At 64.5% G+C, this 1,286-nt stretch carries 2 protein-coding genes and 1 pseudogene; all 3 read right to left on the reverse strand.

The genetic code is table 11. The features are described 5' to 3' along the window. Positions 1-110, reverse strand: a pseudogene (locus tag FEM54_RS34885) (restriction endonuclease); the annotation flags it as partial. 224 nt (positions 111-334) lie between these two features. Beyond that, positions 335-829, reverse strand: coding sequence for a periplasmic heavy metal sensor (locus FEM54_RS32345; RefSeq protein WP_017136878.1), 495 nt, complete (start codon positions 827-829; stop codon positions 335-337). Continuing rightward, positions 826-1,257 (reverse strand): hypothetical protein, encoded by a 432-nt coding sequence (locus FEM54_RS32350; protein ID WP_017136879.1) that lies wholly within the window; start codon positions 1,255-1,257, stop codon positions 826-828. The genes FEM54_RS32345 and FEM54_RS32350 overlap by 4 nt, the downstream gene beginning before the upstream one ends. Between the last annotated feature and the right edge of the window lie 29 nt (positions 1,258-1,286).

Below are 1,286 nucleotides of genomic sequence, written 5' to 3' on the forward strand. Positions count from 1 at the left end.
TGCGGCTCGCCGTCGGCGCCGCGCTGCGCCAGCACCGGGTTACCAAGGTTAATAGCGGCGCGCAGTACGCCATCCGGGGCCAACTGTTGCAGTACTTGCGGGTCAATCATCGAGCGCTCCTTGACGGGTCCGTTGCACAGTCTAACGGATCACAAACGGCAACACGCCGCCGTGCTCAAGGTACCCAAGCGCTTGCAGCGAGTCGAGACGCAAGGCCAACACGCTCGTGGCAATACTCCGTCGGCGCGCTCGATACGCAGGCAGCGATGCGGCGACCCGACAAGCCAGCTCCCACACTTGGATCGCATTGCATCAGATGGATGTGAGCAACCGCTCAGGAACGCGGTCTAGTCCCCGCCACCTGCGGCAGTTTCTCGCGGTTTTTGGCCTGCCCGCGCTGGTACAGCGCCTCGACCAGTTTTTGCCGTTCATCCTGGGGCAAATTGCTCGCAAACTGCGCCAGCGTCGCGTCCACCAATGCCCGGAGCGCCGCATCTGCCTCGCGGGCCTTGGCCAGTTCAGTGACCAGCGCATCGCGATCCAGCGTCGGCGCTTCGAGCTGCTTGATCACCCCCAGGCGTGCTTCGCGACCGGCCATGATCAGCGGCTGGCTGTCGGCGCGGTTGTGGCGCAACAACTGGCGCAATTCCTTGCGCCGCTCCATCGGCAACTTGATCATCGCCTGGCGCAGACCGTGCTGGTTGACCACCGCTTCTGCGGGCTTGGCGGTAGCCATCCAGTGATAGAGGCCGCCGCCCACGCCACCGATCAAAAACACATTGAGTAATACCGAGAAAACCAGCCAGGGTTTAAGGGAAGTTGGGGTCATTGCTCGGTTTCCTCGGCGTTGACGGTGAAGACGACATCGGCGTCGCCCTGATCGAAGACGCTGGGCAGCACGTCGGATGACAGCATCGGCAACGGCACACTCAGTGACGCCACCAGTACCCCGGCGGCGATGCCGGCAATGCCCACGCCCACCAACCCGGCAGGCGACAGCCAGTTGGCATAGCGTGCCCAGAACGACGGCCGTCGCGGTGCAGACTCGCGAATCTGTCGTGCAAGCGCCGGTTCGTTGAACACCAGCGGATGGCTGTCCAACTGGGCGTCGAGCCAACCGACCTCGCGCAACGCCTCGCGCGCGCGTGGGTTGCCGCTGTCGAGCAGTGCCTGGGCGGCGGCTTGTTCGGCGCTGGGCCAGCGATGCAGGCTGGCGCCGTAGGCGTCAGCCAAGTGCGCAAAGCGTTCAGGTGTCATGGTTTTCCCCTTCCTGGGCGGGCGAGCCC

It is taken from the genome of Pseudomonas edaphica, from assembly GCF_005863185.1.
Taxonomy (GTDB): domain Bacteria; phylum Pseudomonadota; class Gammaproteobacteria; order Pseudomonadales; family Pseudomonadaceae; genus Aquipseudomonas; species Aquipseudomonas edaphica.